Origin of the sequence: Methylomonas sp. LL1, from assembly GCF_015711015.1 — a bacterium.
Lineage (GTDB): Bacteria > Pseudomonadota > Gammaproteobacteria > Methylococcales > Methylomonadaceae > Methylomonas.
This window is the reverse complement of the sequence record NZ_CP064653.1, coordinates 3,260,064-3,283,505: the sequence shown is the minus strand read 5'-3', so window position 1 is coordinate 3,283,505 and position 23,442 is coordinate 3,260,064. Positions and strand designations below refer to the sequence as shown.

Sequence of the window (23,442 nt, the reverse complement as noted above, 5' to 3'; positions counted from 1 at the left end):
CCAAGTTAAAACAGTTCACCATCAAAAAAATTACGGGCGACATTATGGAAATTCAATCTAAGCTGCTAGGCAATCAACAGGTTAATCCCGACACCATTATTACTTTTCCACACGGTATTCCGGGGTTTGAAGATCAAACTCGCTTTACCTTGCTGCATCAGGAAGGCAGTGAAATCGTCTATTGGCTGCAAGGGGTCGATAACGAAGAGCTGACCTTGTCCGTGGCACACCCGGCCCATTTCAACATCAATTACAACTTTGTGTTGACCGACGAGGAAGAGCAACTGCTTCAAGTCACTAATAGTGACGATTTGTTGATTTTGATCGTGCTACATAAGGATGACGACGATTCGGGCAAGCCGACTATCAAAGGTTCGATCAAATCGCCGTTGGTCATCAATAGCGAAAAGCGCATCGGCTTACAAAAAGTGCTGGTTTCGATCGAACAGAGCATCACGCTGACCGAGAAAGTCAGTGAAATTGACGTATCGGAAGCCTAAATAAAACCTCAACCGCCGCAGTTTGCGGCGGTTGATTCTAAACTCAGGCAGCCTGAACCGGAATGGAATGGCTGGAATGGCTGATTTTGTTATTGCCGTCGAAATAAACCAGGGTAGGCTTGTAATTTTTCAATTCCTTTTCATCAAGACTGGCAAAAGCGGCGATGATGATCAAATCGCCCGGACAAGCCAAGCGTGCCGCAGCACCGTTGATCGAAAATACCCCGGACCCTTCTTCAGCCCGAATCGCATAGGTGGTGAAACGTTGGCCATTGTTGATGTTGTAAATGTGAATCTGCTCGTACTCCCGGATTCCTGAAAAATCCAGAATCTTGCCGTCTATGGCACACGAACCTTCGTAATCGAGTTCGGAATGCGTTACACGCGCCCGGTGTAACTTGGCTTTAAGCATGTTTATATGCATAGTGAACATCTTCAAATACTAGGGAGCCTTAAATTATGCCTGAAATCGAACAGGCTATCAAATTTAAGCATGTGCTGAATTAGACTGAAATCTAGTCTGATCAGACATTTTGTCGAGAGAAATATATATTATCGATCAGACGGGTTTTGCCTAGCTTGGCGGCGATCAAAATGACTAAGTCTTGGTCCTCGGCTGTTGCAGGCAATAAATCGATGCTGCGACAGACCTGAAAATAATCCATTAAAAACCCGGACTGAGTCAGTATTCGTGATTGCTGGTCAACGAGCGTGTGGTAATCCTGAGAGCCTTGAAGCACGGCATCTCTCACCGTGCGCAAGGCTTGATACAGCAGCGGCGCCAGAGGCCTTTCCTGGCTGGATAGATAGCCGTTGCGCGAACTCATCGCCAGCCCGTCGGCTTCCCTGACGGTGGCGACTCCTTGAATTTCCACCGGAATATTCAGGTCGGCCACCATGCGCCGAATCACCGCTAATTGCTGAAAATCCTTTTCGCCGAGCAATAAACGATCAGGCTGCACCATGTTCAACAATTTGCAAACCACCATTGCCACGCCATCGAAATGTCCAGGGCGGATGGCGCCGCAATGCAGGGTCGACAGGCCGCCGACGGAAACACGGGTTTGCGAAGGCCGAGGATACATTTCCGCCACGGAGGGTAAAAACAGTAGATCGGTGCCTCGGGCGGTCAGATTCTGGCTATCTTGCCGTTCGGTGCGCGGGTAGCTGGCAAAATCCTCGTTGGGGCCAAATTGGGTCGGATTGACGAAAATACTGACGACAACTTTGTCGGCTTGTTGCCGGGCGGTTTCGATCAGTTTGAAATGGCCGGCGTGCAGGTTGCCCATGGTCGGCACGAAGGCAATGCTGTGCCCGGCTTGGCGCCATTGCTGAATAGAGTGTCTTAGGGCGTCAATGGTTGTTACGGTATGCATCGAATTAATAGCAGTGTTCATCCGCGGGGAATTCCGCGGCTTTCACGGCGCGATGAAATTGGCGCACGGCGTCTTCTATGCTTTCGGCTCCGGCCATGAAGTTTTTGGAAAAACGGGGCCGGTTGCCGGCACCGATATTCAACATGTCGTAAAGCACCAGCACCTGCCCGTCGCAACCAACACCGGCCCCTATCCCTATTACCGGGATGGACAGTTTTTGGGCAATTCCTGCCGCTAGCAGTGCCGGAACGCATTCCAGAACCAATAAATTCGCGCCGGCGCGCTCGACAGCTAAGGCATCGTCGAGAATTTTTTGCGCTTGCGCGGGATCTCTGCCTTGCACCTTATAGCCACCGATCCTGTTGACCGATTGCGGCAGCAAGCCCAGATGAGCGCAGACCGGGATACCCTGTTCAACCAAAAAACCGATCACATCGATTCTGGCGCCTTCCAACTTGACCATCTGTGCTTGACCTTTTTGCAGTAATCGCGCGGCATTTCGCAGGGCATCGTTGGGTGTGGCATAACTGGCAAACGGCAAGTCCGAGACGATAAATGCCCGTTTTCTGGCGGAAGCAACGCAACGGGTATGGTAGACCATGTCTTCGATGGTGACCGGTAGGGTACTGTCGTGGCCTTGAATTACCATGCCCAGCGAATCGCCAACCAGGATCACATCGATCCCCGTTCGATCCAGCAAGGCGCCAAAGCTGGCGTCGTAGGCGGTCAAGCAACTGATTTTTTCCCTGGCTTGCTTCATCGCCGCCAGATCGGTAACCGACAAGGTTTTTAGCGAATCCGCATAGAGGCTCATACTGGGGTTATCCTGTCTAAACCGATTGCTGGGCAAGCGGCCAGCAAGCTTGCCAAATTGCCCTGGCCCGGAATAGTCAAGCCGACAGGCGCTAAATCGGCCAGTGGATAAAGTACGAAGGCTCTATTGGGCAATTCCGGATGGGGTACCACCAAGTCGGGCAGGTTGATGAGTTGATCACCGTACAACAGGATATCCAGATCCAAGGTCCTGGCGCCCCAACGTACCATCCGTATTCGCCCGTGCCGGTTTTCGATTTGTTGCAATTGTGCCAGTAAATCCGTGGCCGTCAGCCGGGTCTTGATCCGCATCACCCCATTGATATAGTCGGGTTGATCTTGCGGGCCGACCGGTTGGCTGGCGTATAGCGGCGATAAAGCCGCCTCTTCGACCAACTCCAGTTTGGCGATTTCTTCGGCCGCGGACTCGATCTGCCGTAGCGGGTCGTTCAGGTTGCTGCCGAGGCCGATATAAGCCTCAATCCAGGTGGCGGCCACGTTCATTCTTGTGGGCCGGGTTTTGCGCGGTTACGGTAGCGCCGCGGTTTGCCGCGCGGTTTGGAGGCGCCGCCTTTCGGCGGCGCCGTCATTTTTCGTTGCAAATCTTCGTCGGCTTCCTGAAAGCGGGTCCACCAAGTCAGTAACTCCGGATCGGCTCCGCCGGTTTCCGCTCGCAACTGCAGAAAATCGTATGCCGCCCGAAATTTCGCCTGCTCAAGCAGTCGATAGGGCCGGGTGCCGACGGTTCTGGAAAATTTAGTCTGCAAAAACCAGACATCGCGCATTGACTGGGTAATGTGGCGCGGCATGGCGGTAATTTTAATTTGTCGGCTCAATACTTCATTGGCGGCATTCTGATAGGCAAGGGTTTCGTTTTCGCCCTGCTGAATGCGATTGTTGGCGTTGATTTGCAAGGGTTCCCACAACAAGGCAGCCAATAAGAAGTAAGGGGTCAGGCTTTTGCCCTCGGAAAAACGCCGATCGGAGTTTTCCAAGGCCCGAATCAGGAACAAGCGCGGAAAGTCATGGTCCTGCGTTTCCAGGCATCGGTCGGTAGCTGGAAACAGCATCGCGAACAAGCCGTAATGCCTGAGCATTTCGAAGGTTTGCACGCCGTAGCCGGCCAGAAATAGTTTCAGAACTTCGTCGTAGAGGCGCGCGGCCGGGATACTTTTTAATAATTCGGCTTGGGTATAAATCGGTCGTTCGGTGTCCGGATGCAAGGTAAATCCTAGCTTTACCGCGAAGCGGACGGCCCGCAGCATCCGCACCGGATCCTCTCGGTAACGCACATCGGGATCGCCGATCAAGCGTAATATCGCATCGGCATGATCCCGTATGCCGCCGGTAAAATCGACCACCGAAAAATCCCGAATGTTGTAGTACAAGGCGTTCACGGTAAAGTCGCGGCGCCAGACATCCTGTTCCAAGGTGCCGAACACATTGTCGCGCAGCAATCGGCCATCTTCGTGTATGACTTGTTGATCCGATTCTTCGGGTTCGGAACCGCGAAAAGTGGCGACTTCGATAATCTCGCGGCCAAAAAACACATGCGCTAGCCGAAAGCGGCGGCCGATGATGCGGCAGTTGCGGAAAACCTGCTTTACCTGTTCCGGACTGGCATTGGTGGCGACATCGAAGTCCTTGGGCTCCCTGCCCAGTAGCAAGTCCCGGACACAACCACCGACCAGATAGGCCTCAAAATCGGCTTTTTTCAAGCGTTGTAACACCTTTAATGCGTTTTCGCTGATTTGAGAACGGGAAATACAATGTTCGGGACGCGGGTAGATCTTAACCTGGATTTTAGGCTCTGCCCCCGCTTCGTTAACCGGCAAATCGCTAACCGAAAATATTTTTTTGAAGAATTTAAAAATGGCTATAACCCTTTTTTTGAATTTTTAATGCTCGCTCGCCGGTTGCTATCAAGCAGCGCAAGCGTAAGCCGTCCATGGACTTATCATAACACCGCGCAAGATTACAGCTCAATCCGCCGCTATCTTTTACATTGTCGGGCAATATAGTAGAATCGCCAAGTTGGTGGTGTCCATACTAGGCGACACAAAAAAATTAAGTCGATACATCATGTTGTTTGATGTGATCAGCAACTAAATTAGGAGCGTGGGGAAATGTTTAAGAAAATTTTGAATGGTTTTATTGACCAGCCTTTATTCACCAGTTTGTTTGTAGCTGATTTTGCGCTGCTGCTGTTCCATAGACCACCATTTATGTTCTCGGTGTTGATGGTAGGCGCTTTGGTGGCTATGAGCATGTACATGGGGCAAAAACTCGAATTGTTTCGCAAGTAATTGCAGACTTACGAACGCAATACCTCCAAAAAGCCCGGCGCCGAAAAACCTTCGGCGCCGGGCTTTTTGCGTAGAATGTGCGCGGTTGTTTACGACGCGTTGCTACTGCTGGCAGTGTTGTTTTTTGCCGCCGCCATCGCCTTGCCCTTCAACTCGGGACAGGCTTTTACCGCTGGACAATACTATTTTCCGCTCTATCTATTCGGCATAAGTTATTTGTTTTATGCCTGGTTCTGGACTCATGGCGGTCAAACGCTGGGCCTGCGGGCTTGGAAAATCAAGCTTTGCAACCTGGACGGCAGCGGTATCGGCTGGCGCAGGGCAAGCCTGCGCTTTTTCGCCGCCATCCTATCCTGGGCGTTTCTGGGACTGGGTTTTCTGTGGTGCTTGTTCGATAAAAACCGGCTGAGCTGGCACGATCATTTGTCCAAAACCCGCCCGTATTTCATGCCCGGAGAAAATAACCGTCGGCCAAATTGAATATGCTATATTCCTGATTCAATCTATCTTTTCGCTCGGTCGGGAGAACTCAATGAAAACAATAACAACACTTTTATCCCTGTTTGTGGCACTTGTGGCTTTTTCCGCGCGGGCGGAAATCAAACTCGAAGACAGCTCTAAAATCCTGGGTACATGGCAGGTCACTCACGAAGCTCTCGCGCTGGACAGAGAAAAGAAACCCTTGCATGTGACTTGGGAATTTCAAAAGGACGGGACATTAGTCACCACGGGTGAAGACGCTCGTAGCGGAATTGGTGCAATGAATATCCCGATCAAATACAGCGTGGCTGATGGCGTGATTAAAAAACAACTCACGCCCGGCCGGGAAAAATACGAAGATTGCTCGGTAGTGGAAATGAGCGGGAATCAGATGACTTTGAAATGTAAATTTCTGTATCTTTTCATGACCCGCAAATAAGGCTGGATGGCGGGCGCAATGCCCGCCTTGTCAACCAACTGTCGTCAATTAGCAGACATCTGTACAGGAAAGGCGAAGGGTTTGGCCAAGGGTTCGCCGACAAAAATGCCTTGGCCCGGTTGGGCCACACTTTTCCAATAGGCTTCGATTAACGTGCTACCCCTCAGGTAGTGATACATCAACACGCCTGGATTGGGAAACTTCGCCGGAAAATTGCAGGGTTCCACCACCGCGCCATAGCTGCCGGTCGCGCCTGCTTTCAGCCACTCCATAATATTCATCTGACTGCTGCCCGACATTACGCCTCCGGCCGAGGTCAGATGATCGGCCACCGCGCCCGGCAAGAAATGATTTTCGCCGATATGTGGGACGCTGATCAGGCCGGTAAAGTAAAACATCACATCCTGATGCCCTGCAATATAATCCTGCTCAAGATAATTAACTGGCCAGAATGGGTTGAATTTTTCCGCGATAGTTTTAAACCCGCCTGCTCGCGAACTGCGGGCCTGATCGGAGGTTTTCAATAAATAGGCCGAGCCGGATGGCCGCGAGAAATCCGCGGCAATGCCCCGGTCGATCAGTTTCTTGGCTTCGGCTAGGTTGTGCGCCGCCAATACCATGGTCGGCCTCCAGGCATGCTTGTCGAACGGCTTAGCGGCTTCGGAAGCGTAATACGGGCTTTTGCGGGTCTGCTGGCAACCCTCCGAGCAAAATGCCGGATCGAATCCGGCGGCGAAGGCGGTGGTAATCGACATGCATTCAACCCGAAACGGTTGTAACCAAGTCAATGCAAACACCTGCACATGCTTGGGCGTTTGTTCGTCGACTTGCTGCTTGATATGCTCGAACTCGCCCTTGGTCAAAATAGCACGCCGCGCCGGTAGACGGATGTGAATGAGCTGCTCTGGCGGAATCTTGCGCATTTGCCGATAATAATCGGCGATCTGCTGGCTGAGCGGGTCGTTGTCATTGACGATAATCGCCAAGTCCTTCGCGGCCAAGGCCGTGGCTGGACGATATAAAGGCGAGACTTGCGCGGACAACGGCTCAATGCCGAAACCATTGATTAACAACAAGCAGCAAAAAGCCACAACGAATTTTTTTACAACGGACATGTTTTATACCTTGCACCCTGGTGATTGTGGTTCAAGGCTAATAATCGCATAGATTAAGCGTCATCGGGTTGGGTAGGTTTGCCTTTATACAAGAACTTTGTAGCCCGGCGCTTGGAAACCTTGCGGTTTAAGCACATTGTCCGATCAATGTCCGGAGCCTGAGATGAAAATCAATCTTGCCACTGCAGCCGATATTCCGGCGCTTTGCCGCTTATTGGCCGAACTATTCAGCCAGGAAGTCGAATTTCAACCGGATACTTCAGCTCAACAGCGGGGCCTGACTCAGATCATCGCCGATCCGGCCATCGGGCATATCTTCGTGGCCCGGCGGCAACAGCGGGTAATGGGTATGGTCAGTTTGTTGTACTCGGTATCCACTGCACTGGGAGAACGGGTGGCTTGGTTGGAGGATATGGTCGTGGCCCAGGAATCGCGCGGCATGGGGGTAGGGCGTTTGTTATTGGAGCATGCCCTGGCCTTTGCCAAACAGAACGGCTGCCGCAGGATAACCTTACTGACCGACCAGGATAATCAGGCGGCACAGCAATTTTACCGGCGGCAGGGATTTAAGGCTTCGGAGATGTTGCCGATGCGCTTGATACTATGAGGTTGGTGGAATTCGTCGTCGGGAATTCATCAATCCGTTGGGTAAACTAGAATCCTTGCTTTCTCGGTGGTGAAAGTCGGACTCCGCCTTTACAGCATCAACTCCTGCATGAAATGCGTTCTTGCGCGAGTCGCGGGTAAGTGAAGACCGGCATTTTGCGCCAGCTGGTGAAAGTTTCCGGAACGTTCGGACATGGCCGAGGCGGCCAGCATCAGTTCCAATTCCAGCGCCGGCACCTGGCGCATGAAGCGCCGAACCAGTTCCGCGTCCACCCCATCGCCGCCGAATTCGCCCAGCGCCAGCGAGCGGGAAAAGCCGTAAAACTGCCGGATGCGGTTCTCGCAAAGCTGGGCATGGCGGGAACGGTAGCTCGGGTCTTTCAGGGATTCGCCGATGGCCAGGGCTGTGATCGAGGCATTGTAAAAGGCGTTCAACACGCCGTGCGAATAAATCGGATCGACGAAGGAAGCCGCGTCGCCGATGCAGTAAAAGTTCTCTCCGCACAAGCGGGTGGAGTAATAGGAGTAATCCGGCCTTTGGCTGAAAGAGTCCGGCAGATATTCGGTGTTTTCCAATAGCCGGTCGACGTAAGGCGCGGTTTTTAAGGTGTCCAGGAAGAAACTCTCGCGCTCGGCCTTGTCCATGGCGCGGGCGCGGTCGGTGTTAATCACCAGGCCGACGCTGGCGTATTGGCGCATCGCGATGTGCCAGATCCAGCCGTCCTCGAACGAGGTGACGAAGGTCACGGGTTTGGTTTTGCCGACTTCGCTGGCTGGATAGCTGCGGCCATCGGCGGCGACATAACGCGAACCCTTGAAATGTCCCCACAAGGATAAAAAGCGCATGCGCGAATCCACCAGTTGTTTGGACTTGAACTGGCCGGCCAACAACGCCGATGAGCCGCTGGCGTCGATTACGAAACGGCAATGGATACCGCCCGCCGCCGTATCGCCGCCGCGCCGGTCCAGATAGGTTACTTCGGGCGTGTCGGAATTCAGTTCGGCCTCGCGCACGGTTACTTGCTGGAAAACGCTTACGCCTAAGCTTGCGGCGTGTTTCAGCAGTAAATCGTCGAACACGTCGCGTTCCACATGCAAGGCCGGCCGGCTGAAGCCGAATTCGGAAAAGGCGATACGGTGGATTTTGCCGTTCCAGACCGTAATGCCGCCGGCCTTGGCGACAAAACCTTCCTGCTCGATCAACGGCGAAACACCGCTCAGGTCGGCGTATTTCCAGACATGCGGAATCAGGCTTTCACCCACTTGCGGCCGGGGGTGATTGGCTTTTTCCAGCAATACCACCTCCACGCCCTGTTTGGCCAGCAAGGCCGCGACACTGGCACCGGCAGGGCCGCCGCCGATCACCAACACATCGCAGCGGCGGGGAATCGAGGCATTAATCAACAATGCTTTCCACCTTGTCGTTTTTGAATTTCACGATGAACTTGTTAAACAGGTTGGACCAATAAGTCCAGGTATTGCCTTCCAGCGAAGGGGTTTCATGTTGGGGCGGGTAGCCGATCGCCGCCAGAACCGCCTTCTTGCTCATACCTTGCCTGACCTGTCCGGCCTGAATGGCGTCTCTCTCGTCGGCGCTGAACCGGCTCAGGTCGACTTTGTTGGGGCCGGCGATTTTATTGAAGGCGGTTTGCATGTCGTCCTTGGTAAATTTGGCCACATTTTCGATGGTTAGGGGCCGGCCATTGTCCACCAGCTTGAGCTTCGCTTCGTCGGACTCCATCGATTGCAGTGTGACGGCGGTATTGATCGGAATCAGTTGGCCCTTGCGGTAATTAGTGGTGCGGAAACTGTCTTTTTCTTGAAACAGGCTGAACTGGGTGTAGTAGATTTGCGCCGGTTGCAGGCTTGCCGCCGGTGGATTGGGTTTCAGATCCTTTTGACAGCCAAACGATAAAACGGCCAGACCCATGAGGGTCAAGATAACGGTTTTTCTGAACACAGGCATATCCTCAGGTAAAGGGTTACGGGATGGTGGCGCGCGTTTGCGGTCGCGACTGCAAAAAAAACCGTGGTTGACTGAGCGGAGTCGAAGTCAACTATTCGTTTCGAACGATCTATTTGGTATCGGCAATGGGTACAAGCTTACTCAAAAATAGCCTAAACATAGCGCCGCGAACGGTACATCCCATAATACACGCAAGAAAATCCCAGGAACAGCAAAGCCGCAACGGCGGCGATTTCAGGCGTCAACCGAATTAGCACCAGCGACGAAACCAGTTCCAGCAGGATCAATGCGATCAGGGTTTTCACCACCAGCATTCTGGACATGCGGGAGCAGACATACACGCCCAAGGGGGCGCCCACTACCACGACGGGAATGGCGGCCAGCCAGTATTCGCTGACCGGCGCTACAAACTGCCCGCTGCCGAGTATCATCGCGAAGCCGGACCAGGAGGTCAGCACCATCATCACGATCACGGTCGGCGTCGCGGCTTTCTCGCACATTCTGAACCACAGTACCAACAGCGAAAACACGATGATTTCCAGCCCGCTACCCAATAAGCCGCTGATCAGGCCGCCTATCATGCCGAAGCCCAGCAGCGTGGCTTTTTCCAGGCCGGCGAAACGCGGCAGGCCATCGTTACGGTCGCGCTCGGGATCCCGATTATGCCACCATAGGGCTAGCGCAAAACTGCCTTGGACTACGGTAAATACGATACGCACCGCGCTGGTGGGCAACTGATTGGCCAGCGCAAATCCCACCGGCAACATCGGTATCGAGCCAATCACCACCCACAGAACGGCGCGCCATTCGACCCGGATACGCAATAACAGTATGGTCAAGAACGCCGAGCCCATGCCTATGCTCTGGGTGGCCAGCGAAAACAGTTTGGCGTGGAGTGGTGGAATGGCCAGTAGCTTGGTGAACACCGGAAAGGCCACGGCGCCGCCGGCTTCGCTGGTGGCGCCGGCGATGAAGGAGCCGAAAGCCATGGTCAAGGTGATGCGCCAGTGCTTGGCGATTGCCCAAAACGGCGGGGCATCATCCGGCAACAGATACCATCCCAGCCAGACCAGGACAGGGATCAAGAACACCAGATTACGGTTAGGCCGCACCGGGTTTGATTCCGAGTTTTTCCAGAAAGACAGCCGGGGAGGCGTAGCTCATTTCGCCGCTGCTCGCGTTGACGGCCGCCTGAATGGTGTGGCCCTTGGCCAGCACTTCGCCGCTTTCGGCATCGCTTATCTGGTATTTGATTTTCATCCGGTATTCCCACTCCACTAACTCCGCCGATACCCGAATGCGTTGCTCGAAGCGTGCCGGCCGCACGAATCGTAATTGCATATCGACGATGGGCCAGACATAGCCGGTGTCCTTCATCGCCATGTAGCCGTAATCGATTGAATCCAGCATCGCGCAGCGGGCGACTTCGATATATTTGCAATAATGTCCGTGCCAGGCGATGCCCAACATATCGATGTCGAAAAAAGGCACTGTCAATTCAACTTCGGCGCGTATCATGGCTTCACATTCTCTGAATCGGGGCTGGCATCATTTGTGTCGGTTGACGGTTTCCAGTACGGATAAAAATTGAACCATTGCAGCGGGGCAGCCCGGCAATGGTTTTCGAGCCTTTCGGCATAACGCCGGGCCAGGCTTTCAAGCATTTGCCGGCGTTGCGGTTCGGTGCGCGGAATGCGGATAGCATCGGCGAAAGGCTGCAGGTGAATTTCAAAGCGATCGTTGACCGGATAACAAAACAAGGTGAAGACCGGACAGCGAAGCAGCGAAGCCAGCAGATAAGGGCCTTGCGGAAATTCGGCCGGCTGGCCGAGAAAGTCGGCCGGTATCGTGCGGCTGCCGTCAACCGGAATCCGGTCGCCCACCATCACCAGAAATTCTCCGCGTTCGATTCTTTCCTGCAAATCGATGGCGATTGCCGGATTCAGTTCCGTGACTTGAATCAGATTGATGGTGGCACTGCCTTGGTTGCCGCCCAGCAGGCGGTTGAATTTCTCGGCATGCCGGGTATGTACCAGGATGTTCAGATGGATGTGGCCGCGCTGGTTGGCGATGGCCTTACAGATTTCAAAATTGCCGATATGGCCCGTGAGGAGCATGGCGCCCCGCTTTTGCTCGATCAAATCGAGCAAAAGTTTACGGTTGGGAAAATCCACTTGATCTTGAGCTATGTTGCCGGTCCACACCACGATTTTGTCCAGCAAGGTCTCGCCGAAACTGAGGAAATGGCGATAGTTTTGCCAGCAACCGCTGCCTATACCCAATTCCGGGTAAAACCGGTCCAAATGGCGTAAATAATCCCTTGAAGCCTCGCGGGCAACCCGGCCGGCCAGGAAGTAATAACTGACGACCGGGCGCAGGAATAGCCGGAAAACCCAGCGGCCGAACAACCGGTACACCGTCACCAATATGCGGATACCCCAGAGCAGACTGGTTTCCTCGAGCGCCGCCCAATGCCGGGTGGCGGAAGCGTTTTCGGGCCTCATCGAAAATGCCTCGCCAACAGTTTCGGAATGCGCGGGAGCATGCCAAAGAACAAGCGGGCATGGGTCAGGCTGATGCGCAAATTATCCTCCCAGCCCCGAAAATGCGAAATGCCGTCTTGCGGATAACGGACGCGGGTAATGATTGAAACGACGGGCACGCCTTGCCAGTAAAGATGCACCAGTATCTCGGTATCGAAGGCCATGCGATCTTCCAGGGCGATGCGTTGGATTAACTTCGCGCTGGGTTCGATCGGATAAACCCGGTAGCCGCACATGGAGTCCGGAATAGCAAAGGATAAGGTGTTGATATGGACCCAGATATGCGTCAGATAGCGGGCGTAATAGCGCAGTTTGGGAACCGATTCGTCGAATAATGGCCGGCCGATCACGGCGGCTTCCGGATGTTGCCGGGCGGCGGCCAGAAATTTTTCCAGATCATCCGGATCATGCTGGCCATCGGCGTCGATTTGCACGGCATGGGAAAAACCTTGAGCTCGAGCCGCCAGAATGCCGGTCTTGACCGCCGCGCCCTTCCCCTGGTTTACATCCAGCCTAATACTTTGCACCTCGGGATATTGGCCGGCCAACTCACGGATGGTGGCGGCGCAGGCGGCATCGCTGCCATCATCCACCAAAATGCAGGGCAATCGATGAGGGGCCAGCCGTTCCACGATTTTGGGTAGCGGGCCTTCGTGATTGTAGACTGGGATAAGCAGGCAAGGATTAAATGCGGTCATCATGGAAATAGATTCTACCCGAGCTATATTCCGAGGTGTCGGAACGATAACAAAACTCCAGTTTTCGAGACTGCGTTAGGTAACGTAATTCAAGCTGCAAGACTTGTCCCGGTAATAACAGTTCTTTGAATTTGATCGACTCCATATGGCTAAACGCCAGGGTTAATCCCAAATGCAGCCGGGCATAATGCACCGCCCACTGGATTTGCGCCACGCCGGGGACGACGGAGATTTGATCGAAATGGCCGTCAAAATAGGCCAAGTTTTCCGGTATCCGTAAGTTCAGGATAATGCCTTTGTCAGCGGGATTGGTTCCGAGTATCTCGGGAAACACAACCATAGTTGTGTCCTGTTGGCTAGAGGGTTTCAATAGCTTGCCTTGACTTTGCGGCGTACGACCATTTCCGCGGCCATCAACAGGCCGGTCAGAATATAAGATACGCAGCCATTATATAAACTCCACAGCCATGGGTCGCCGTACCAAACGGTCGCCAGGGACACTGTGGCATTGGTCAGGAAGAACACGCACCAAACTAGGGTGACCTTGCGTGTGTAGGCTACACCCTTGGCGGGTAATTGCGGGTCTTCGAGTCTCGCCAGTCGCTCCACCAGTGTCGGCGGATAAGCCAGGCTATACGAAAAAACCGTGAAAAACAGCAGGCTGACGAATGCCGGATAAGTCAGTAACCAACTGTTTTGGTTGATCAGTGCGACCGTCAGCAGAAATAGTACGCAGGCTGGCGCGATCAGCAACATGCCGCCGGTTAGCCGTTCCTTTTGCAGTAGGCCGCGCAGCAGAAACAGCCCGGCCAGAATTAAGGCCAGCGAACGAGGTTGAACATAATCCCGCGAAAACCAGACCAGGAAGGGATAGCCGACCGTTACCAGCAATAAGATGCTATTCAGGATTTTATGATGAAGTCTTGATATACGCTTGGGGAGCGGCCGATTGCGTTCTTCGCCGGGTTGTCCGGCGCCGTGCCGGTCGTCATTCAACTGCACGAACGGGAGCCATTGGTTCAGTGCCGGTTTTGGCATGATCCTTAGTCCGCGTTAATCCTATATACGGTGTCGACCACGTCCTGTATGGTGCGGGCGTTTTTGAAGTCTTCCGGATTGATGCGTTTGCCGGTAATGTCGCGTAGTCTGACCATCAAATCGACGGCGTCTATGCTGTCGATGTCCAGATCCGTGCTCAGATTGGCGCTCAACACGATGTCATCGGGTGCCAGTTCGAACATGTCCGACATGATTTGGCGTAAGGTGGCGAATACTTCTTCTTGGGTTTTCATAAGGGTTGGATTGTTAGTTGGTGTACCGGGGAACCAGTTTGGTTTTTGACCGGAGCGACATTATAAGGTCAGCGTGGTTGTGGCGGTATCGATGTGAGTGTCGAATTTTGTTTCAGGCCGTTCCCCTTCGAAAGGGTTATGCTATCGGTTTAGTATCACGCCAAATGGCGGAAGTTCTGATTAGTTGTTCAAGTATCGCTATTCTATCGTTTTGGTTGGGTCTTAAGGCTTTTCATTGTGGGCCATTCGCTCAATGAAATATTGTTCCAATTGCCGAGTAATGCGCCTGGTTGCCAGCGAGCGGTTACCGTTTTTGTCCATCATAATTGGTCCAATATCTTCCCCCACATCCAGGCTCAAAGTAAACTTCTTTTCGGGGATACGATACCATTTTTCCTGCTTGGTCAACGTCGTCGGCGAACAGCTTATCGTAATCGGTAGAATTTTAGCTTCGGCTTGCAGCGCAATCGCCGCCGCGCCGCGTTGGAATTTGATTGGTTTGCCGGGCGTGGTGCGAGTGCCTTCCGGGAATATGATCAATGAGCCGCCTTCGCGCAATTCTGTTGCACAACGCTCGACCAAATCAGCCGGATCCTCGGCGTAAATATAGCCCATGGCCCGAATCGGGATGCGCATGAACGGATTCGCGGCCAGGGCCGGCTTGACGATGCAGGTGGCGTTATGTATTTGGGAAATCAGAAACACGATGTCCAACAATGAAGGATGGTTGGCGATCACTAGCCTGCCCGCGCTATTTAGCCGCTCGCCGCCGCGTACTTGGTAGTCGAGGATGCCGATGGCGCGCATGAAGTTCATATAGAGCCGGAATATGTGCGTCATCAACAGTCTTGAACGTCGTGTTTTTAGGCTGCCTTTTCCCAGAAATCGCTCGAATAGCGGGAACAGCATTCCCCAAAACAACACACCTACCGCGCCGAACAGGAAAAAGCTGAAACCGGTGCCGGCCAGCCGCCAAAAATAGTTGATGCGCTCAAGCATCGTTCAGACTCCAGTGCCAGATGGAACCATTCTGTTGGCTGTAGCCGTTGCGTCGGCCGTTTAGAATGGCCCGAACCAAATCTGGGCTATCGGCTTGGGTTTCAATCTGATCGAGGCCCGATCTCCGGGTTAGCCGTAGTTGCCGGCTGGGTTCGCCGGCCAAGCTCAAAACCATGGCCAAGGCCCAGGTGGTTTCGGAGCAGGGCAGGTAGGCGCTATAAGCCTTGGGTAACGGCTGTTCGTACCAGACCACCAAGACTTTGGGCGTTTCCAGCAGCAGACCGGCCGCTTCGACGAATGCGCCAAACATGCCTTCCGTGCCGCCGGCCAGGGCTACATAGGGAAGAAAGCTTCCGCCGTGGATGCTGTATTGGCCGGCGACCGCATTGTGTACCGACAGGCTGAAGCGGCTGGGCGAAAGGCTTTCGCCGTCGGCAATGCCGGTCAGCATTTCCAGATAATATTGGCTTTCGCCATGGCTGGAAAAAAATACCGACGGCATGTCGCCATCTTGTTGCCGACAGCGCCAGGCTACCGCGCAGGCGGCTCGGGCCAGGGGCGACAGTCTGCGCCTTTGCATCATCGGTAAAAATCCGACGTCGGCGCAACCCCGATGGCTTGGCAAGACTTCGCCGCCGGGCCAGCAATGCTCGGCGGCATGGGGTTCCGATTGCCATAAACACCAGTAATTCAGGCTGAAACGCAATTGGCTTTCCGGGGCGGCCGATTCCGGGGCCGGCGCAGGCAAAGATTGCATGGCATCCGCCATATCAGGTTTTCCAGCGCCGAAAAACCAGTGAGGTGTTGACGCCTCCGAAGGCAAAATTATTGCTCATCACATATTCGGACTCGATCCGGCGGCCGTCGCCGGTGATGTAGTCCAATTCGGCGCAGCGCGGATCGGGATGGTCGAGATTGAGAGTGGGGTGAAACCAGTTTTCCCGCATCATCCGAATGCTGACCATGGCTTCCAAGGCGCCGCAAGCGCCCAGTGTGTGGCCGGTATAGCTTTTCAAGCTGCTGATAGGCGTGCCTGAACCGAATACGGCCCAGGTGGCGTGGCTTTCGGCGATGTCGCCCTGTTCGGTGGCGGTGCCGTGGGCACTGATATAGGCGATGTCGGCCGGCGATATTGCAGCATCCTCCAAAGCCAGACGCATGACTATCTGCATGGTTTCCGCGTTGGGCTGAGTCACGTGGGTGCCGTCGGCATTGGTGGCGAAACCGGCAACTTCGGCATAAATGTTCGCGCCGCGTTGCAAGGCATGTTGCAGTTCCTCCAGTACCAGGGTGCAGCCGCCTTCGCCTATCACCAAGCCGTCGCGGTCGCGGTCGAATGGGCGCGGCGTGAGTTCGGGCGTGTCGTTACGCGTGCTGGTGGCGTACAGCGCGTCGAAGGTGGCCGCCTCGGTCGGGCATAGCTCTTCCGCGCCGCCGGCCAGCATCACATCCTGCAAGCCGAACTTAATCGCTTCGTAGGCAAAACCCACGCCCTGGCTGCCCGAAGTGCAGGCGCTGACGGAGGGGATGACCCGGCCGCGTACCTGGAAAAACAAGGCCACATTGGCGGTGCTGGTATGCCCCATCATCTTCAGATAGGTGGTGGCGTTGAGGTTGCCGATGTCCTGATTGATCAGCATTTTGCCGAAATCGGCAATGGCTGGGGTCGAACCGACCGATGAACCGTAGGCCACGCCGGTACGCCCGCTGCTGACGATAGGATCGCCCAGCAGGCCGGCATCGATCAAGGCCAGTTCGGTGGCGCGGGTTGCCAGCAAGGATACCCGGCCCATGCTGCGGGTGTTTTTGCGGGTGTAATGGGCGGGCAGCTCGAAATTTTCCACCGGTGCGCCCAGGCGGGTCAGCAGGCCGTTGTATTTTTCCCAGTCGGGCAGGTAGCGTATGCCCGAACGTTTGGCCAGCAAAGAGGCGTGTATCCGCTCCCAATCGTTACCGATCGGCGAAAAACCGGCCATGCCGGTAACCACTACCCGCCGGCTCAACATAAGCCCCCATTCACCGAAATGACTTGGCGGGTGATGTAGGCGGCATCGTCGGACATCAGGAACGCCACTAGCGCGGCCACCTCGTCGGGAGTACCCATGCGCCTGGCCGGGATGGCCGGGATGATTTCGTCCAACGGCAGGCCGTCCAGCATGTCGGTTTCTATCAGTCCGGGAGCCACGCAATTAACCGTGATGTTGCGTTTGGCCAGTTCCACCGCCAGCGCCTTGCTGGCGCCGATGATGCCGGCCTTGGCCGCGCTGTAGTTGACTTGGCCCCGATTGCCGATTAATCCGGAGGTCGAGGACAAGGTGACGATGCGGCCCGGTTTTCGGCGCTGTATCATCGGCATGATCAAGGGATACAGCACGTTGTAAAAGCCGTCCAGATTGGAATGCAGCACCAGATCCCAATCCTCGCCGCTCATGGCCGGAAAGGCGTTGTCGCGGGTCAGTCCGGCATTGCATACCACGCCGTAATAGGCGCCATGCGCCTGGATGTCGGTTTCGAGTATCGCTTGGGCCGCGTTGCGGTCGGACAGGTCGAATTTGAGTACGCGGCTTTGCCGGCCCATCCCGATGATGGTGCCTTGTACTTGCAAGGCTTCGTCCATGCGGCCGCGGCAATGCACCACGATGTTGTATCCTTCACGGGCCAGACGCAAGGCGATGGCGCGGCCTATGCCCCGGCTGGAGCCGGTGACCAGGATGGTTTTTTGCTTCATATTCCTTTTCCGGCGAGAAATTCTTTTGAGTCCTTGGGTAATAACACGTTTAGCGTCGATGTGGCGTGGATACTATCACCCTTGATGTCGCAGGCGAACACCGACATATCGTTGGCTGCCTCAATGATTTTTTCGGCCCTCACCTTCAAGTGAACACCGCAGTCGAAATGGTCGACCGAGCATTGGTAGTGACGGGTGCCTAATAAAAAGCCCAATTCTATCTCCTGGCCCAGGCATTTTCTGTGGTAGCCGGAAAACGCGGCAATGGCTTGCGCCATGTATTCCAGGCCCACCCAGGCGGGCACGGTATGGTCGGAACGGGAAAACAAGCCATCCTCGCGCACGGTAAGTTCCACCACGATATGGTCATCTCCCACCTCAAGCATTCTATCCAGCAGTACCATTGACCGGGATTGAGGCAACAGGGTTTCGATGGGGTAAGGGAACGCTGCCGGGTTGTCATGAGTGCCCGATGAGCAAAGACACATTGTTGCCGCCGAAAGAAAATGAGTTGCTAAGGCAATATTGTAGCGAATTTGGCCGGGTTTTTTCCAGCGATACCAGTCCAAGCTCCGGCATTTCGGGATCGGCTTCGCCATCCCAAAGGTGCGGAGGCAAGCACCGGTTTGGGTTCAAGTCGGACAGAATCAGACAACACAAGGCCGCTTCGATCGCGCCGGCCGCGCCCAGGCAATGGCCGGTAGCCGGTTTGCTCGAGCCGCAAGCGGTGATGTTTCCGAATAATTGGCCGACGGCCAGGCTTTCCATCGCGTCGTTTTGCCAAGTGGCCGTGCCGTGTAGATTGATGTAATCCACTTGTCCAGCAGCCAGGTCGGCGTCCTTTAGCGCGGCCAGCATTGCCGCGCGGGCGCAACTGCCATCCGGGCGTGGCGCGGAAATATGATAGGCATCCGAACTGGTCCCGACTCCCAACAGGGCTAAATTCGCCGGTTCCCGAGTCATCAAAAACAGCGCCGCGCCCTCGCCGAGCACAGTGCCGTTGCGGTTTTTGCTGAATGGATTGCAGTCGGTCTTGCTCAGCGCGCCCAACGCGGCAAAGCCTTCTAGCGTGGTTCTGCATAGGCTGTCCGCGCCGCCCACCAACACCGCATCGCATAAGCCCAAGCGTATTAAGCGGCGAGCCGAGGCCAAGGCATTGGCGCTGGAAGAACAGGTGGTCGAAACCGTGTAGGCCGGGCCTTTAATGCCCAGATAGCGAACCAGAAATTCCACGGCCCCTCCCAGCTCCTGTTGCTTGTAATGGTAGCCGGACGGCATTTGCCCGGTTTTACACAATACATTAACGGCATGTTCGCCCTCGGCGATGCCCGAGGTGCTGGTGCCGATTACCAAGCCCATGCGCTCGGAACCGTAAGCCGCGATGGCCGCGGCTATCGACCGCTCGATCTGTTTCAGAGCCGCCAACAGCATGCGGTTGTTGCGGCAGGCATACTGATGCAGATTTTGCGGGATAGAAGGCAACTCGGTTTGTACGCCGAATGCGGGAATATCTGAAGCCAGCCAGCCAGCCGGTGCCGGTTGAATGCGCCGGCCCGCCAGCCATGCCGTCAACACATCGGCTTTGTTGGCACCCAGGGCGCAGATTATGCCTAAGTCTTGTAAATACAAGCCTGATCTCCGTGGGAAATCCGCTTCACAACGGCGGACATAGGTCGGCGATAGCCTCGATTTTTTGCGCGCAACGTTGTGTGAGCGGATTGGTCCGGTCCCAGGCATAGCCGGCCAGGATGGCACTGATCATGGCCTTGATATTGGCCAATTGACGCTGTTCGAAGATGATGCGCTGGAAACTTCCGGCATACCAGGCGTCGACATAAGCTCGAAATACCTCGATACCTTGCCGCAAGGTTTGTTCATACTCAACTTGCCAGTCCACTTCCTGGCCTTGCAATTGCCTGTCGACCAGCGGTACGGCCAGGGACGCCGATTTCAAGGCAATGCTCACGCCGGACGAAAACACCGGGTCCAGGAATTCGCCGGCATTGCCTAGCAACACAAAGCCTTGGCCTTGCAGCTGTTTGACATTGGCCGAATAGCCGCCGATTTGATTGGTTGGAGTATCGAAGTTACTGTTGCTTAACAGTTCCGCCAAGCGAGGCTCCTCCATCACAATTTCGCGCAATATTTGCAAGGGATCGCCGGTTCGGTCATCCGTAAAACCTTGCGGCATCACCACGCCCAGCGAACTTCTGCCGTTGCTGAACGGAATCAGCCAATACCAGACTTCATGGAACTTGGGATGAATGGCGATCAGTATCTTGTTACGATCATAATTGTCGACGGCTATCTTGTCCTCGATGTGAGTGAACAATGCGCGGCGCGGCGCCAGAGAAGACGGTGTCTCCAGATCGAGCAAGCGCGGCAATACTCGGCCGAATCCGCTGGCATCCAGTACCATCGACGCGGTCCAGTCGCGCTGCCCGCCGTTTTTGTCGACACTGGTCAAGCGGGCCCGGCCCGGCGTATCGAAGTCGGCCGCCACGATGCTGTGTTGATAGTGAATCGGCACTCCTGCTTGTTCGGCGCTATTGGCCAGAATCTGATCGAAACGGCCGCGAGGAACTTGATAAGTGGTGCCCCAGCCGGGCGTGAATTTTTCGGTGAAATCAAATTCCGTCAGTTTGCCGGCATGCGAAAATGCCGCGCCGTTTTTGAACTGGAAGCCTTCCGCCGTCACCGGCTCCAGCATTTCGGCCTGTTCCAGAAATTCCATGCATTGCGGCAGCAGGCTTTCTCCGATCGAAAAACGCGGGAAGCGTTCCTTCTCCAGTACCACGACTCGCCGCCCAAGCAGTTTCAGCATCCGCGCGGCGACGCTGCCGGCCGGGCCAGCACCAATAATCAATACATCCGCATCCATTGTGTCCATGGTCCTCGGGTCCGGTTAAAATGATGTCCAACCTAATTTTAGCTCAAGGTCTCTTTCAGGGTTCGATTCATGCTCAGTTTTCCGCAACATCCCACCACTCCCCCTGTTATGCGGCCGACCGAGCACCTGCCGTTTGCCGTGTATCGGGGCAGGGTAGTCAGCCGGGGAAACTTTTGGGCCGATGTAAAGGAGCTGGCTGCGTGCTTGCCCGACCGGCCCTATCTGTTCAATTTATGCGAAAACCGTTATCTGTTTTGTCTGTGCTTGCTGGCGGCGGCTGTTCGCGGGCAGGTTTGCCTGCTGCCGCCTTCCAACCAGTTGGCGGTGGTTCGGGAAATCTTAGCCGATTATCCCGATGCTTATCTCGTCAGCGAACAAGATCCCGGTTTGCCGGATCTGGCATGGTTCGGGCCAAAACAACCGAGGTCCGAGGATATAGCCGAGGAGGCCGCCATCGATTGGCCTCGAGGTCGGTTGATTGCCTTCACTTCGGGTAGCACCGGCAAGCCCAAGCCTTGCGTCCATAGTCTCGAAACTTTCAGGGTTTCGGCCGAGATGGCCGTGCGCAGTCTAGGGCTTGAGCGGCAAACGTTGTTGATGCTTTCCACCACGCCGCCTCAGCATATGTACGGCCTGGAAACCTCGGTATTTTGGCCATTGTTTTCCAACCTGATCTTGCATGATACCAAGCCCTTCTTCCCGGAAGACGCGCGCCATACGGTAGAAACCGCCGCTTGGCCTACCATGCTGCTGACCACGCCCACGCACTTGCGTTCCTTGGTAAAAACCAGCGGCCCGTGGCTCAATTTGGCCGGCGTGATCTCGGCAACCGATACCTTGTCGGAGAAGCTGGCCGCCGAAACTGGCGCAATTTTAGGGCAATACCCGCGTGAAATCTACGGCAGTACCGAGACCCTGTCATTTGCCAGTCGACAAACACGGTCCGAAAACCCGTGGACACCCTATGCGGGCAGCCGACTGGTCCTGGACCATAGCGGCCATACCTACCTGGAATCGCCGCATTTGCCGGTTCCGGCGCTTCTGCAAGACAGGATGAGAATCAATGCGGACGGCGGCTTTGAGGTGCTGGGCCGGCGGCGGGACATGGTCAAGATCGGCGGCAAGCGCGCGTCCCTGGCCGAATTGAACCGTAGGCTGAAGGATATAGACGGGGTGGAAGACGGTTTTTGCTTTATTCAGGGGGATGGGCCCGGAGAAGGCCGGCTGGCGGCCGTAGTGGTCAGCCGGCTCGATAAACAGACGATACGCTTAGCGCTTCAGCCTTATCTGGATCAGGTTTTTCTACCCAGAAAAATTCTATATGTGGACGCCATTCCCCGCAATCAGGCGGGTAAACTACTGAACTCGGAGATGGAAAAATTATTGGCCGGATTGGTTTAGAGGGTGAGACTATACTATAAGCGCAACCTGGCGCAGACTACCAGTCTTTATGGCTTTCAGCGCCATCGCCGGTAAAAAAATCGGTGTTTGCCGCTTAGGGGCCAGGGGCGATTGTCATTGGCTTCTATTAATTACGCTCGTGGTTTACAATCTTTAATGAGGGTAAAAGCTAAATAGAACCAAGATGGAGTGCTATAATCAAGCCGTGCCCTTTTGGGTTTTTGCCATCGGAATCAATAACTATCCGAATGATGTTGAATTGGGAAATTATGGATGCTGAAACATAATGTAGAAAATCATAGTAATGAGCAGGACGAGGTGGAACTGTCTCGACGCAGTTTTTTCGGGCGTCTGGCTGTCGGCGCTTTTTTATCGATAGGGATACCCGGCGTGGTTCATGCCGCAAAAAGCGAGTCTGTAAAAGCGGATAAAAACCATCGATTGGCACACTCGGCCAAGACTGCCGTGCGCTTGCCTAAGCACAGCGCGCTTAAGGCCGATAGGTCGGCGCACCAAACCGGTAAATCTCGGTCCGCTAAATTGGCTCAAGCCGGCAAATCAAGTAAAAACGCCGGGACCAATAACCATAAATCCGCTGCCGTTAAACAGGGGCATATACAGGCCGCGCATGCCGATCATAATGCGCGGCACAACACCCGGGTGCGCGATGTTTTCACCGGTAAAAAACAGACAGTCAATACCGCATCCAACCATGACCGCCACAATCATCATGCCGGCGGTAGAGTGCATTCGATTATTCAACCCGGTCAAAAAGAGCCGATTATCCAGCCCGCGCAAGAGCCGCTGTTTTTAGCGGATCACGGCCGTTTCGCGACCCACCGTTCGTTGGCATTTCAAAATCCGCACACCGGCGATAAGTTGACACTGACTTATTTCGAAAAAGGCCGTTATCTGAATGATGCGTTGGAGGAAATAAACTTTTTGCTACGTGATCACCGCACGGACGATGTACATGCCATCGATCCAGGGCTGCTGGATCAATTACACGATTTGAAACAAATGCTGGGTTTACATCAACCGTTCGACGTGATTTGCGGTTATCGTTCGCCTTTGACTAATGCCAAGCTCCATGCCGAACATTCCGGCGTGGCCAATAACAGTTTTCATATGTATGGCCGGGCAGTCGATATTCGCATCGAACGTTTCGATTTGCGTCGTATCCACAATGCGGCGGTAGCCATGCACCGTGGCGGAGTGGGCTACTATCCCGAGTCCAACTTTATTCATCTGGATACCGGAACCTTCAGAACCTGGTCGTTGTAATGCACT

The 23,442-nt window shown here is 54.6% G+C and carries 29 protein-coding genes; 7 read left to right on the top strand and 22 right to left on the bottom strand.

The features are described 5' to 3' along the window. Positions 1-44 precede the first annotated feature (44 nt). The gene (gene fliW, locus IVG45_RS15290; protein WP_196434664.1) at positions 45-500 is read left to right on the top strand and encodes a flagellar assembly protein FliW; all 456 of its coding nucleotides are present in this window, start codon (positions 45-47) and stop codon (positions 498-500) included. Positions 501-543: 43 nt separating this feature from the next. Here fliW and panD read toward each other — a convergent pair whose 3' ends face one another. From panD to pcnB, 5 genes are all read right to left on the bottom strand, one after another. Next, entirely contained in the window at positions 544-924 is a 381-nt protein-coding gene (gene panD, locus IVG45_RS15285; protein WP_196434663.1) for an aspartate 1-decarboxylase, read from the bottom strand. Positions 925-1,024: 100 nt separating this feature from the next. Then, positions 1,025-1,876, bottom strand: a complete 852-nt coding sequence (gene panC, locus IVG45_RS15280) for a pantoate--beta-alanine ligase (protein ID WP_196438052.1) — start codon at positions 1,874-1,876, stop codon at positions 1,025-1,027. Between the two features lie 4 nt (positions 1,877-1,880). Then, the gene (gene panB, locus IVG45_RS15275) at positions 1,881-2,690 is read right to left on the bottom strand and encodes a 3-methyl-2-oxobutanoate hydroxymethyltransferase (protein WP_196434662.1); all 810 of its coding nucleotides are present in this window, start codon (positions 2,688-2,690) and stop codon (positions 1,881-1,883) included. Further along, positions 2,687-3,193 carry a 2-amino-4-hydroxy-6-hydroxymethyldihydropteridine diphosphokinase gene (folK, locus tag IVG45_RS15270; RefSeq protein ID WP_196434661.1) on the bottom strand — a complete coding sequence of 169 codons (507 nt, stop codon included), beginning with the start codon at positions 3,191-3,193 and terminating at the stop codon, positions 2,687-2,689. The genes panB and folK overlap by 4 nt, the downstream gene beginning before the upstream one ends. Then, positions 3,190-4,524 carry a polynucleotide adenylyltransferase PcnB gene (pcnB, locus tag IVG45_RS15265; protein ID WP_230874609.1) on the bottom strand — a complete coding sequence of 445 codons (1,335 nt, stop codon included), beginning with the start codon at positions 4,522-4,524 and terminating at the stop codon, positions 3,190-3,192. The genes folK and pcnB overlap by 4 nt, the downstream gene beginning before the upstream one ends. Before the next feature lie 291 nt (positions 4,525-4,815). On the opposite strand from pcnB, the gene IVG45_RS15260 reads away from it, so the two are divergent. Genes IVG45_RS15260 through IVG45_RS15250 form a run of 3 tightly spaced genes read left to right on the top strand, consistent with a single transcriptional unit; the run spans position 4,816 to position 5,914 of the window. Next, complete coding sequence (locus IVG45_RS15260) at positions 4,816-4,995, top strand: hypothetical protein (RefSeq protein ID WP_196434660.1); 180 nt, start codon at positions 4,816-4,818, stop codon at positions 4,993-4,995. Further along, on the top strand, positions 4,996-5,475 hold the full coding sequence (locus tag IVG45_RS15255; protein ID WP_196434659.1) for an RDD family protein: 480 nt from the start codon (positions 4,996-4,998) through the stop codon (positions 5,473-5,475). It abuts the gene before it with no gap. Between the two features lie 52 nt (positions 5,476-5,527). Beyond that, a complete protein-coding gene (locus IVG45_RS15250; RefSeq protein ID WP_196434658.1) occupies positions 5,528-5,914 on the top strand; it encodes a lipocalin family protein in 387 nt (128 codons plus the stop codon). 44 nt (positions 5,915-5,958) lie between these two features. Here the strand turns inward: IVG45_RS15250 and IVG45_RS15245 are convergent, their stop codons facing one another. Then, positions 5,959-7,029: a TIGR03790 family protein gene (locus IVG45_RS15245; protein WP_196434657.1), complete on the bottom strand. Its 1,071-nt coding sequence runs from the start codon at positions 7,027-7,029 to the stop codon at positions 5,959-5,961. A gap of 163 nt (positions 7,030-7,192) precedes the next feature. On the opposite strand from IVG45_RS15245, the gene IVG45_RS15240 reads away from it, so the two are divergent. After that, entirely contained in the window at positions 7,193-7,636 is a 444-nt protein-coding gene (locus IVG45_RS15240; protein ID WP_196434656.1) for a GNAT family N-acetyltransferase, read from the top strand. Between the two features lie 89 nt (positions 7,637-7,725). On the opposite strand, the gene IVG45_RS15235 is transcribed toward IVG45_RS15240, so the two are convergent. The 16 genes from IVG45_RS15235 to IVG45_RS15160 form a co-directional block, all read right to left on the bottom strand. Then, on the bottom strand, positions 7,726-9,042 hold the full coding sequence (locus tag IVG45_RS15235; RefSeq protein ID WP_196434655.1) for an NAD(P)/FAD-dependent oxidoreductase: 1,317 nt from the start codon (positions 9,040-9,042) through the stop codon (positions 7,726-7,728). Next, positions 9,032-9,601, bottom strand: coding sequence for a hypothetical protein (locus IVG45_RS15230; RefSeq protein ID WP_230874608.1), 570 nt, complete (start codon positions 9,599-9,601; stop codon positions 9,032-9,034). The genes IVG45_RS15235 and IVG45_RS15230 overlap by 11 nt, the downstream gene beginning before the upstream one ends. A 152-nt stretch (positions 9,602-9,753) precedes the next feature. Further along, complete coding sequence (locus IVG45_RS15225) at positions 9,754-10,713, bottom strand: sulfite exporter TauE/SafE family protein (protein ID WP_230874607.1); 960 nt, start codon at positions 10,711-10,713, stop codon at positions 9,754-9,756. Then, the gene (locus tag IVG45_RS15220; RefSeq protein ID WP_196434653.1) at positions 10,703-11,119 is read right to left on the bottom strand and encodes an acyl-CoA thioesterase; all 417 of its coding nucleotides are present in this window, start codon (positions 11,117-11,119) and stop codon (positions 10,703-10,705) included. The genes IVG45_RS15225 and IVG45_RS15220 overlap by 11 nt, the downstream gene beginning before the upstream one ends. Further along, positions 11,116-12,105: an LpxL/LpxP family acyltransferase gene (locus tag IVG45_RS15215; RefSeq protein ID WP_196434652.1), complete on the bottom strand. Its 990-nt coding sequence runs from the start codon at positions 12,103-12,105 to the stop codon at positions 11,116-11,118. Before IVG45_RS15215 ends, IVG45_RS15220 begins: the two co-directional genes overlap by 4 nt. Then, the gene (locus IVG45_RS15210; protein WP_196434651.1) at positions 12,102-12,845 is read right to left on the bottom strand and encodes a glycosyltransferase family 2 protein; all 744 of its coding nucleotides are present in this window, start codon (positions 12,843-12,845) and stop codon (positions 12,102-12,104) included. The genes IVG45_RS15215 and IVG45_RS15210 overlap by 4 nt, the downstream gene beginning before the upstream one ends. Continuing rightward, complete coding sequence (locus tag IVG45_RS15205; protein WP_196434650.1) at positions 12,829-13,182, bottom strand: ApeI family dehydratase; 354 nt, start codon at positions 13,180-13,182, stop codon at positions 12,829-12,831. The genes IVG45_RS15210 and IVG45_RS15205 overlap by 17 nt, the downstream gene beginning before the upstream one ends. A gap of 26 nt (positions 13,183-13,208) precedes the next feature. Further along, entirely contained in the window at positions 13,209-13,880 is a 672-nt protein-coding gene (locus IVG45_RS15200) for a hypothetical protein (RefSeq protein WP_230874606.1), read from the bottom strand. Positions 13,881-13,885: 5 nt separating this feature from the next. Next, positions 13,886-14,134 carry an acyl carrier protein gene (locus IVG45_RS15195; RefSeq protein WP_196434649.1) on the bottom strand — a complete coding sequence of 83 codons (249 nt, stop codon included), beginning with the start codon at positions 14,132-14,134 and terminating at the stop codon, positions 13,886-13,888. Positions 14,135-14,356: 222 nt separating this feature from the next. Beyond that, entirely contained in the window at positions 14,357-15,133 is a 777-nt protein-coding gene (locus IVG45_RS15190) for a lysophospholipid acyltransferase family protein (RefSeq protein WP_196434648.1), read from the bottom strand. Further along, a complete protein-coding gene (locus IVG45_RS15185; RefSeq protein WP_196434647.1) occupies positions 15,126-15,890 on the bottom strand; it encodes a beta-ketoacyl synthase chain length factor in 765 nt (254 codons plus the stop codon). Before IVG45_RS15185 ends, IVG45_RS15190 begins: the two co-directional genes overlap by 8 nt. Positions 15,891-15,903: 13 nt before the next feature. After that, a complete protein-coding gene (locus tag IVG45_RS15180; RefSeq protein ID WP_196434646.1) occupies positions 15,904-17,139 on the bottom strand; it encodes a beta-ketoacyl-ACP synthase in 1,236 nt (411 codons plus the stop codon). Further along, positions 17,133-17,861 (bottom strand): 3-oxoacyl-ACP reductase FabG, encoded by a 729-nt coding sequence (gene fabG, locus IVG45_RS15175; protein ID WP_196434645.1) that lies wholly within the window; start codon positions 17,859-17,861, stop codon positions 17,133-17,135. The genes IVG45_RS15180 and fabG overlap by 7 nt, the downstream gene beginning before the upstream one ends. Continuing rightward, complete coding sequence (locus IVG45_RS15170) at positions 17,858-18,283, bottom strand: ApeP family dehydratase (RefSeq protein ID WP_230874605.1); 426 nt, start codon at positions 18,281-18,283, stop codon at positions 17,858-17,860. Before IVG45_RS15170 ends, fabG begins: the two co-directional genes overlap by 4 nt. Positions 18,284-18,320: 37 nt before the next feature. Continuing rightward, on the bottom strand, positions 18,321-19,490 hold the full coding sequence (locus IVG45_RS15165) for a beta-ketoacyl-ACP synthase (protein WP_230874604.1): 1,170 nt from the start codon (positions 19,488-19,490) through the stop codon (positions 18,321-18,323). 25 nt (positions 19,491-19,515) lie between these two features. After that, positions 19,516-20,751 (bottom strand): NAD(P)/FAD-dependent oxidoreductase, encoded by a 1,236-nt coding sequence (locus IVG45_RS15160; RefSeq protein WP_330165364.1) that lies wholly within the window; start codon positions 20,749-20,751, stop codon positions 19,516-19,518. A 69-nt stretch (positions 20,752-20,820) separates the two neighbouring features. On the opposite strand from IVG45_RS15160, the gene IVG45_RS15155 reads away from it, so the two are divergent. Together IVG45_RS15155 and IVG45_RS15150 are read left to right on the top strand one after the other, a co-directional pair. Then, positions 20,821-22,152, top strand: coding sequence for an AMP-binding protein (locus IVG45_RS15155; RefSeq protein WP_230874603.1), 1,332 nt, complete (start codon positions 20,821-20,823; stop codon positions 22,150-22,152). A 273-nt stretch (positions 22,153-22,425) separates the two neighbouring features. Beyond that, positions 22,426-23,436 carry a YcbK family protein gene (locus IVG45_RS15150; protein WP_196434643.1) on the top strand — a complete coding sequence of 337 codons (1,011 nt, stop codon included), beginning with the start codon at positions 22,426-22,428 and terminating at the stop codon, positions 23,434-23,436. Positions 23,437-23,442 lie beyond the last annotated feature (6 nt).

What these genes read in the sequence shown, in the direction of transcription:
- fliW (WP_196434664.1), top strand. Translation starts at nt 45, where the DNA reads ATGGAAATTCAATCTAAGCTGCTAGGCAATCAACAGGTTAATCCCGAC.
- panD (WP_196434663.1), bottom strand. Translation starts at nt 924, where the DNA reads ATGCATATAAACATGCTTAAAGCCAAGTTACACCGGGCGCGTGTAACG.
- panC (WP_196438052.1), bottom strand. Translation starts at nt 1,876, where the DNA reads ATGCATACCGTAACAACCATTGACGCCCTAAGACACTCTATTCAGCAA.
- panB (WP_196434662.1), bottom strand. Translation starts at nt 2,690, where the DNA reads ATGAGCCTCTATGCGGATTCGCTAAAAACCTTGTCGGTTACCGATCTG.
- folK (WP_196434661.1), bottom strand. Translation starts at nt 3,193, where the DNA reads ATGAACGTGGCCGCCACCTGGATTGAGGCTTATATCGGCCTCGGCAGC.
- IVG45_RS15260 (WP_196434660.1), top strand. Translation starts at nt 4,816, where the DNA reads ATGTTTAAGAAAATTTTGAATGGTTTTATTGACCAGCCTTTATTCACC.
- IVG45_RS15250 (WP_196434658.1), top strand. Translation starts at nt 5,528, where the DNA reads ATGAAAACAATAACAACACTTTTATCCCTGTTTGTGGCACTTGTGGCT.
- IVG45_RS15245 (WP_196434657.1), bottom strand. Translation starts at nt 7,029, where the DNA reads ATGTCCGTTGTAAAAAAATTCGTTGTGGCTTTTTGCTGCTTGTTGTTA.
- IVG45_RS15240 (WP_196434656.1), top strand. Translation starts at nt 7,193, where the DNA reads ATGAAAATCAATCTTGCCACTGCAGCCGATATTCCGGCGCTTTGCCGC.
- IVG45_RS15230 (WP_230874608.1), bottom strand. Translation starts at nt 9,601, where the DNA reads ATGCCTGTGTTCAGAAAAACCGTTATCTTGACCCTCATGGGTCTGGCC.
- IVG45_RS15220 (WP_196434653.1), bottom strand. Translation starts at nt 11,119, where the DNA reads ATGATACGCGCCGAAGTTGAATTGACAGTGCCTTTTTTCGACATCGAT.
- IVG45_RS15215 (WP_196434652.1), bottom strand. Translation starts at nt 12,105, where the DNA reads ATGAGGCCCGAAAACGCTTCCGCCACCCGGCATTGGGCGGCGCTCGAG.
- IVG45_RS15210 (WP_196434651.1), bottom strand. Translation starts at nt 12,845, where the DNA reads ATGATGACCGCATTTAATCCTTGCCTGCTTATCCCAGTCTACAATCAC.
- IVG45_RS15205 (WP_196434650.1), bottom strand. Translation starts at nt 13,182, where the DNA reads ATGGTTGTGTTTCCCGAGATACTCGGAACCAATCCCGCTGACAAAGGC.
- IVG45_RS15200 (WP_230874606.1), bottom strand. Translation starts at nt 13,880, where the DNA reads ATGCCAAAACCGGCACTGAACCAATGGCTCCCGTTCGTGCAGTTGAAT.
- IVG45_RS15195 (WP_196434649.1), bottom strand. Translation starts at nt 14,134, where the DNA reads ATGAAAACCCAAGAAGAAGTATTCGCCACCTTACGCCAAATCATGTCG.
- IVG45_RS15190 (WP_196434648.1), bottom strand. Translation starts at nt 15,133, where the DNA reads ATGCTTGAGCGCATCAACTATTTTTGGCGGCTGGCCGGCACCGGTTTC.
- IVG45_RS15185 (WP_196434647.1), bottom strand. Translation starts at nt 15,890, where the DNA reads ATGCAATCTTTGCCTGCGCCGGCCCCGGAATCGGCCGCCCCGGAAAGC.
- IVG45_RS15180 (WP_196434646.1), bottom strand. Translation starts at nt 17,139, where the DNA reads ATGTTGAGCCGGCGGGTAGTGGTTACCGGCATGGCCGGTTTTTCGCCG.
- fabG (WP_196434645.1), bottom strand. Translation starts at nt 17,861, where the DNA reads ATGAAGCAAAAAACCATCCTGGTCACCGGCTCCAGCCGGGGCATAGGC.
- IVG45_RS15160 (WP_330165364.1), bottom strand. Translation starts at nt 20,751, where the DNA reads ATGGACACAATGGATGCGGATGTATTGATTATTGGTGCTGGCCCGGCC.
- IVG45_RS15155 (WP_230874603.1), top strand. Translation starts at nt 20,821, where the DNA reads ATGCTCAGTTTTCCGCAACATCCCACCACTCCCCCTGTTATGCGGCCG.
- IVG45_RS15150 (WP_196434643.1), top strand. Translation starts at nt 22,426, where the DNA reads ATGCTGAAACATAATGTAGAAAATCATAGTAATGAGCAGGACGAGGTG.